Annotated in this window: 7 protein-coding genes; 5 read left to right on the top strand and 2 right to left on the bottom strand. The window is 42.1% G+C overall.

The window, feature by feature from the left end:
- Positions 1 to 207: 207 nt before the first annotated feature.
- On the top strand, positions 208 to 1,098 hold the full coding sequence (locus O9332_RS07850) for an alpha/beta fold hydrolase (protein ID WP_002762898.1): 891 nt from the start codon (positions 208 to 210) through the stop codon (positions 1,096 to 1,098).
- A gap of 220 nt (positions 1,099 to 1,318) precedes the next feature.
- On the opposite strand, the gene O9332_RS07845 is transcribed toward O9332_RS07850, so the two are convergent.
- A complete protein-coding gene (locus O9332_RS07845; RefSeq protein ID WP_002762900.1) occupies positions 1,319 to 2,149 on the bottom strand; it encodes a hypothetical protein in 831 nt (276 codons plus the stop codon).
- A gap of 475 nt (positions 2,150 to 2,624) precedes the next feature.
- Here O9332_RS07845 and O9332_RS07840 point away from each other — a divergent pair, with 475 nt between their 5' ends.
- Complete coding sequence (locus O9332_RS07840) at positions 2,625 to 2,861, top strand: ferredoxin-thioredoxin reductase variable chain (RefSeq protein ID WP_002762902.1); 237 nt, start codon at positions 2,625 to 2,627, stop codon at positions 2,859 to 2,861.
- 16 nt (positions 2,862 to 2,877) lie between these two features.
- Here O9332_RS07840 and tyrS read toward each other — a convergent pair whose 3' ends face one another.
- Positions 2,878 to 4,095 (bottom strand): tyrosine--tRNA ligase, encoded by a 1,218-nt coding sequence (gene tyrS / locus O9332_RS07835; RefSeq protein WP_288024742.1) that lies wholly within the window; start codon positions 4,093 to 4,095, stop codon positions 2,878 to 2,880.
- A gap of 197 nt (positions 4,096 to 4,292) precedes the next feature.
- Here tyrS and O9332_RS07830 point away from each other — a divergent pair, with 197 nt between their 5' ends.
- From O9332_RS07830 to O9332_RS07820, 3 genes are all read left to right on the top strand, one after another.
- Positions 4,293 to 5,978, top strand: a complete 1,686-nt coding sequence (locus O9332_RS07830; RefSeq protein ID WP_002762909.1) for a glycosyltransferase — start codon at positions 4,293 to 4,295, stop codon at positions 5,976 to 5,978.
- A 95-nt stretch (positions 5,979 to 6,073) separates the two neighbouring features.
- Positions 6,074 to 6,298: a ferredoxin family protein gene (locus tag O9332_RS07825; RefSeq protein ID WP_041804484.1), complete on the top strand. Its 225-nt coding sequence runs from the start codon at positions 6,074 to 6,076 to the stop codon at positions 6,296 to 6,298.
- Between the two features lie 129 nt (positions 6,299 to 6,427).
- A complete protein-coding gene (locus tag O9332_RS07820; RefSeq protein ID WP_288024738.1) occupies positions 6,428 to 7,165 on the top strand; it encodes an ABC transporter ATP-binding protein in 738 nt (245 codons plus the stop codon).
- The last annotated feature ends 303 nt before the right edge of the window (positions 7,166 to 7,468 follow it).

Genomic DNA, 7,468 nt, shown 5'->3' with positions numbered 1-7,468 from the left:
ATCGATTTTCAGGTGGTCAACTACCTAATTTTCAGGGAAAAAGTCCAGGAATTTTCCCCCCGATCCCCGCAATGGCTGGCACTTTTTGAGGGGAAAAAAGTCCAAAAGTCTTATCCAACAAGGTTTTTAGATTTATTCAGCAGACCCTACTTAACCTGACAGTATATATTAAGAAAAGCAACAAATACTTTACAGATAAACAAAAATATGCAGCAAATTCTAGGATTAGAGACACAAGCAAAAATTTGGCATTGGCGGGGATTCAAAATCACCTATCAGAGTGCGGGGGAGACGGGACCGGCGATCGTGCTTGTGCATGGATTTGGGGCATCTTGGGGACATTGGCGGAAAAATATCCCCGTTTTAGGCGAAAAATGTCGCTGTTTTGCCCTAGATTTAATTGGTTTTGGCGGTTCCGACAAACCCGAACCAAAAAACGAGATCGATTATACTTTCGAGACTTGGGGGGCGCAAATTGCCGATTTTTGTCGGGAAGTGGTGGGGGGGCCTGCTTTTTTGGCGGGTAATTCCATCGGTTGCGTGGCCATTATGCAGGCTGCCGTCGATTATCCCGATTTTGTCCTTGGGGTAGCGGCGATTAATTGTTCCCTCAGACTACTGCACGAAAGAAAACGGGGGGAATTACCCTGGTATCGTCGTTTAGGCGCAGATTTTGCCCAAATAATTCTCAAAAATAAAGCAATTGGGGCTTTTTTCTTCCAACAGATTGCTAAACCCCAGACAGTGCGTAAAATTCTCCTGCAAGCTTATCGGCGCTCGGAAGCAGTAACGGAGGAATTAGTAGAAATAATCCTAAAACCCGCCCGAGATCCAGGAGCGTTCAAGGTTTTCCTCGCTTTTACCGCTTATTCCGGCGGCCCGCTGCCAGAAGACCTACTGCCGATTCTCCCCTGTCGGGCTATTCTGCTTTGGGGTAGCGAAGATCCCTGGGAACCCTTGTCCTTGGGCCAAGAATTAGCACGATTCCCGACAGTAAAACAGTTTATCCCCTTAGCTGGTTTAGGCCACTGTCCCCAGGATGAAGCTCCAGAAATAGTTAATCCGATTTTATTAGACTTCCTGCAAGCTCCTATCTAGGGTTTGCGGCAAAAAGTTTGTTGGTGGGGGTAGGGTGTGGGGTGTGGGGTGTAGGGTTTTACCCATTTTCAGGCGGTCAATTACCTAATTTTCAGGGAAAAAGTCCAGGGATTTTCCCCCCAATCACTCCAATCGCTGGTACTTTTTGATTTCAAAAAAGTCTAAAAATATTATCCAACAAGGTTTTTAGATTTATTCAGCAAACCCTATCTAAGTTCCTCTAGTAACCAGAAGACCTGGTATTAATAGGTTGTTGGATGGTGAAACCTCGGTTAATACTTTGAGGTGGGACTTGATTGGGGGTGCCATTATTGTTAGGTGGCATTCCCTGATTAGGATAACCAGTGACGTTCGGTTGACTGCCGTAGACGGGGGGTTGATATACAGGGGGTTGATAATAGTTGGATTGGTTGCTAGAGCCGGAGACGGGGTTAGGGTTGGCATTATTCCAGGAGGGTAGGGGTTGAACATTTTGTTGTTCAGGGGAATAATTTCCCTGGGGGTTAACTTGATTCGGGCTGCCCCCGGGGTTGAGATTAGGAGAATTATTCAAGTTAGCAGTCCGCGAGCGATTTTCGATTTCCCTTTGTAAAGGATAATTGCTACTGTCGCCACTAATCGGTCGCAGTTGAATCGGTTGCAGACTTTTACTAGCCTTCGGTGCCTGATTTTGCTTAGTCTGCGGCATTAACGGCGCAAATAAGGAGGGTTTCTGGTTCTTATCGGGATTAGTATTTAGAGGATTAAAAGGCTGCGTCGAGGCCGGTTTGTTCAGGCGAGCGGTATTATTATGGGCAGGAATGGCTGGCAATGGTACAGTACTGGGGAGAGGAGTATCGGTAATCTGGTTAGCCCGGATTTCCCGCTCCTCCAAGGACATTCCTGGGGTATCTAATACCGAACCCAACCATTCAGGATTCTGTTGATATACCCACAAACCAATTAGAGCCAAGGAAAATATTCCTAACGGTAGCCAAAATAAAGGTTGGGCAAAGGGTTTTAATCCCGCCAGGAAATAGCGCATGGAAGAAGAATCTTTATAGTCACTCATACCGCTTAACCCTCTATAGGTTTTCCCCCATGCTATCAAATCATTAAGTAGTTAGGGTTGGCTGAAAAAGTTTTTCGTGGGGGCAGGGTGTGGGGTGTGGGGTGTGGGGTGTGGGGTTTTACCGACTTTGAGGTAGTCAGTTACCTAATTTTCAGAGAAAAAGTACCTCAATTTTCCCCCTGATCACTCCCATGCCTGGTACTTTTTGATTGACAAAAACTCTAAAAGCCTTATCCAACAAAGTTTTTAGATTTTTTCAGCAAGCCCTAGTTATCAGTGTTTTAGCCGTCAGCCTTGCACAACAGGTGACGCTTAGGTTGCTCCCAGTATTGCTGCTTACGAACAAAAGTATCGTCAAAGCTCAGGCTCTAGGTTTCAATCTTAAGAGTTTTCAGTTCCCCGTTCCCTGATACGGCGTAGAATGATAAGATTGTTTTCAAAGATACAATAGGCGTTTGTCTTCGCTAGAGAGTTTATGAAAGTTGGCGATCAAGTTCGTGTAATTGAGTCCGTGGTGGTTTATCACCATCCTGAACACAAATCGAATCCTTTTGACGTGAAAGGACTAGAGGGACAGGTGAAAGCGTTTGTCACCGAATGGCGTGGCAGACCAGTTAGCGCCAATCTACCCGTCCTCGTCGAGTTCAGTAAAAAGTTTAAAGCCCATTTTCGAGATTTTGAGTTAGAAATCGTGGAAAAAGCCGCCGAATAGGGACTTTTTCGCTTATTTAAGCTACAAAGCGAATAAATTTATTTTTGCCCACCTGTAGGACTTTTCCCGTTAAAGCTTCGGCTGTCTCAAAACTTTTGTCCACATCGGTGATTTTCTCACTATCGATTCTGACTGCACCCCCCTGAATCTGTCTTCTCCCTTCGCCGCTACTTTTACATAAGCCGGTGGCCGCAAGAAGATAGAATAATTTCAGGGGAAAAGTGACCGCTGCTAGGGAAAATTCGGGTACAGAGGCCGCAGCTGCCGTATTTCCCTGTAGAACTATCTCCTGCGCTGTTTTTTGTGCCTTTAATGCCTCCTCTTCTCCGTGAAACTGGGCAACTACCTCGATCGCCAGTTGTTTTTGTGCCTCTCGCGGATTGCTCGCCATAGCATCTAAGGGCAAATTTGTCAATAGTTCGTAATAATCTTTTAACAAAGCGTCGGGGGTTTTTTCCAGTTTCGAGTACATGGACAGGGCCGATTCCCGCAATCCCACATAATTATTCAGGGATTTGGACATTTTTTGACTGCCATCGGTTCCGATTAAAATCGGTAAAAGTAGCCCGAATTGCGGTTTTTTACCGAAATATTTCTGCAAATCACGACCGACGGCAATATTAAATTTTTGATCAGTTCCTCCCAATTCGACATCGGCCTCGACAGCGACGGAATCATAACCCTGCATTAAGGGATAGAGAAATTCATGGAGAAAAATCGGGTTTTCCCGGTCGTAGCGTTCGGAAAAGCCTTCTTTTGCCAACATTTGCCCGACGGTCATGGTGGAGAGAAGTTCGAGAATTTGCGATAGGTCTAATTTCCCCAACCATTCCGAGTTATAGCGAATTTCTAGGCGATTAGGGGTGTTAAAATCTAAAATTGGGCGTAATTGTGCCAGATAATTCTCGGCATTGGCTCTCACTTCTTCGATGGTTAATTGTTTTCTAACTTCCGATTTTCCGGTCGGATCGCCGATTCTAGCGGTAAAATCACCAATAATCACCACTGCCACATGACCGGCATCCTGGAAAGCACGCAGTTTCCGAAAAGGGATACTATGACCTAGGTGAATATCGCTGCCGGTGGGGTCAATACCTAGTTTAATTCTTAAAGGGCGATCGGTGGTTTGCAGTAGTTGGGTTAAATTTTCCCTAGGCTCTTGGGAGTCGGGTTGATGGGGGAATAGGTCACTGGTGCCACGGGTTAGCCAGTCTAGGGAGGAAGATACGGTCATTGTTGCTCATTTTCCACAGCCTTCCCATTATAGTTTTTTATTATGTCAAGTAACAAGCCAAAGGTAAATAAACTGGTATCTTCAATAAGAGTCGATAACATCTTGACAATTCTCCCGATCAAATATAGAGTCTTAAAATCTTCTTTTTCAAAATTATCAAAAAATTTCCCTGTCTTGAATTGCGATCAGATAAGCCGATGAATCCTAGTTTTAATAACTCTATCCCCGTGCAGAGGATCAAAGTTTCCGTAATTGTTTCTACCTATAAATCAGCGGAGTTTATCCAGGGTTGTTTAGAGGATTTAGTTACTCAAACTCTTTATGAAAAGGGAGAAGTAGAACTTATTATTATCGATAGTGCTTCCCCGGAGAATGAAGGGGAGATTATCCAAGAGTTTCAAGAAAATTATCCTAATATTATTTACCAGAGAACTAGAGAACGAGAAACCCTCTACCGCGCTTGGAATCGTGCTATTAAACTAGCTAGGGGTTCCTATATCACCAATGGGAATACTGATGATCGTCGCTGTTTTAATGCTCTGGAAATTATGGCTAATTATCTAGATAACAATAGAGAGATTAGCTTGGTTTATGCCGATCAATTAATTACCACCCTCAAAAATGATACTTTTGCCACCACCCCAGCTTTAAAACATTGGAATTGGCCAAATTACTCCTATCAACAGATGCGTCAAGGTTGTTGTGTGGGTTCTCAACCAATGTGGCGAAAAATGCTGCACGATAAATATGGTTATTTTCAGGAAAATTTTCGCTGTGCTGGTGATTATGAATTTTGGTTAAGAATCGGCATTCAAGGCGAAAAAATGGCTTTAATTCCTGAGATTTTAGGGTTATATTATTTAAATCTCCAAGGCTTAGAACATGGCAGTAATGGTCAAGCATTACAGGAACATTATCAAGTGTGTAAAATCTATAAAATTCCCCACCCAGACATTAAGGATATAGAAATTAAACCCAATCCAGTTAAGATGGAAGATTTAGGCATAATTTTACAGGAAGATGAGCGAGAAAAATTACAAACAATTCAAGCTATCTCCCGGAAAAGATGCCCAATTATTGTTATTGATGGCGTGATCTTTCAACTTAAGCAACGAAAATTAGCCAGAATTTGGTCTTCAATTCTAGAGCATTGGAGTCAATTAGAATTTAGTCAACACATTGTTATTTTAGATAGAAATAACACCGCACCAAGATGGGAAGAATTTAAATATTGGCCCGCGGAATCCTACGATTATAATTGTACGGGAAAGGATGCCAGAAAAATCCAAGATATTTGCGATCGCCTACAGGCAAATTTATTTATTTCCACTTTTTATACCAGTCCCTTAACCACTCCTTCTCTACTTTTGCTTGCTTCTGAGTTCCCAGAAGAAAACGGCAATTTACCAGTAGATTTAGAAAAACACTATGCAATTTTATCCGCTTCTAGAATCATCGCTTTTTCCTCTAATATCGCCCAAGATTTAAGAAAGTTATACCCCAAAATTACCCCCGAAAAGATTGATATTATCGAGTTTTTTGAAGTTAATCAAACAATAGCGGAAGAAATCACTAATTTTTTCCAGTATGCGCTCAGTGAAACTAAGGAATCAAGTCAGAATCAAGTCTGGTTAGAGTTAAGAAAATTACAGGAAGCACAACAGATAATGTATCTGAAACAACAGCAAGATTATCGTACTATAAAAGAGATGGAAATATCCCTAAAAGAATTAGAAAATAATCATAATTATCTCCAGAAAAATAATCAGGAATTACGGGAAGAAATTAACTATTTGTCCTCCCGTAAGGGAATAGTAAAAACCCTAGCGAAAACTTCTATTTTACTTCTTGCTAAGATCAAGAAAAAACTCCCAATATTTTAGGGAATTAAGAGAAAGTTTCCTAACAATGATCCGATCTTGGCACGGCAGTGCCTAAAAGTGGTAAAGTAATGTTAAGAATTAGAGGAGAAAACACTGTGCCACATTCGATCGTCACTGGAACTTGTGAAGGGGTTGCCGATTGCGTTTCCGCTTGTCCTGTTGCTTGCATCCATCCGGGACCGGGTAAAAATGTTAAAGGAACCGATTGGTATTGGATTGATTTTGCCACTTGTATCGACTGTGGTATCTGTCTACAAGTATGCCCCGTCGAAGGTGCAATTCTGCCACAAGAACGTCCCGATTTACAAAAAACTCCCTAATTTATCAGTTATCAGTTATCAGTTATCAGATGTAAGTTTTCAGTTCACTGATTACTGTTCACTGAAAATGCTTCCCACTTCCCAATTTATAATTCATATTACTGTCTCCTATCTCCTTTTTACCTTACCATGGATTATCTTTTAGAAGTTGAACAAGTTTATGCTGGTTATGTGCAGGATTTATACATATTGCAAGGGGTTAACTTTCGCATTGCACCGGGGGAATTAGTCACGGTTATCGGTCCCAATGGTGCGGGAAAATCCACCCTCGCTAAGACTATTTTTGGTTTATTAAAACCCAGTGCTGGAACTATCACTTTTAAGGGAAAAAATATCACTGGTTGGAAATCTAATCAAATCGTTCCCCTCGGTATGGGTTATGTTCCCCAAATTGCTAATGTTTTTCCATCCCTTAGCATCGAGGAAAATCTGGAAATGGGGGCTTTTACCAGTAAAAAAGCGATTAAACCCCTAAAAGAGCGCATTTATGCCATGTTTCCTCGTTTGGACGAGCGCCGTCGTCAGAAAGCTGGCACTTTATCCGGAGGAGAAAGACAGATGTTAGCCATGGGAAGAGCGCTGATGTTGCAACCAGATTTATTAATTCTCGATGAACCTTCGGCAGCTTTATCTCCTATCTTAGTAACCAGCGTTTTTGAACAGATAAAAGCGATTAATCAGACGGGAACTGCAATTATTTTAGTGGAACAGAATGCCAAAAAAGCCCTAATGATGTCCGATCGAGGTTATGTTTTAGAAAGTGGTCAAGATCGTTTTCAGGGATCGGGTCAAGATTTACTCAATAACCCGAAAGTAGGGGAATTATACCTCGGGGCGGCTTATCATGATGCCAAACGAGATGATTAGGAATTTGTTAAGGATTTAGGGGGATTTTGATTTCTTCCCAGAATTTAGCGATAGGATAGTAATTGAGTACAAATCTCTACGGCCCTGATGTCAAGGTGATAAGCCAGCAACCCCTAAATAGGGTCTGCTGAATAAATCTAAAAACCTTGTTGGGTAAGACTTTTAGGGTTTGCTGAATAAATCTAAAAACCTTGTTGGATAAGGCTTTTAGACTTTTTTTCCCTGAAAAAGTGCCTACCATTGGAGTGATTGGGGGGAAAATTTAGGGATTTTTTCCCTGAAAATTAGGTAATTGACCACCTG

The sequence above is a fragment of the Microcystis sp. LE19-10.1B genome, assembly GCF_027530565.1.
Lineage (GTDB): Bacteria > Cyanobacteriota > Cyanobacteriia > Cyanobacteriales > Microcystaceae > Microcystis > Microcystis aeruginosa.
Note: the sequence above shows the minus strand (reverse complement) of the source record. Positions and strands in the feature narration are given on the sequence as shown.

Excerpts from the sequence above, each read along its gene's own strand:
- O9332_RS07850 (WP_002762898.1), top strand. The coding sequence starts at position 208 with ATGCAGCAAATTCTAGGATTAGAGACACAAGCAAAAATTTGGCATTGG.
- O9332_RS07845 (WP_002762900.1), bottom strand. The coding sequence starts at position 2,149 with ATGAGTGACTATAAAGATTCTTCTTCCATGCGCTATTTCCTGGCGGGA.
- O9332_RS07840 (WP_002762902.1), top strand. The coding sequence starts at position 2,625 with ATGAAAGTTGGCGATCAAGTTCGTGTAATTGAGTCCGTGGTGGTTTAT.
- tyrS (WP_288024742.1), bottom strand. The coding sequence starts at position 4,095 with ATGACCGTATCTTCCTCCCTAGACTGGCTAACCCGTGGCACCAGTGAC.
- O9332_RS07830 (WP_002762909.1), top strand. The coding sequence starts at position 4,293 with ATGAATCCTAGTTTTAATAACTCTATCCCCGTGCAGAGGATCAAAGTT.
- O9332_RS07820 (WP_288024738.1), top strand. The coding sequence starts at position 6,428 with ATGGATTATCTTTTAGAAGTTGAACAAGTTTATGCTGGTTATGTGCAG.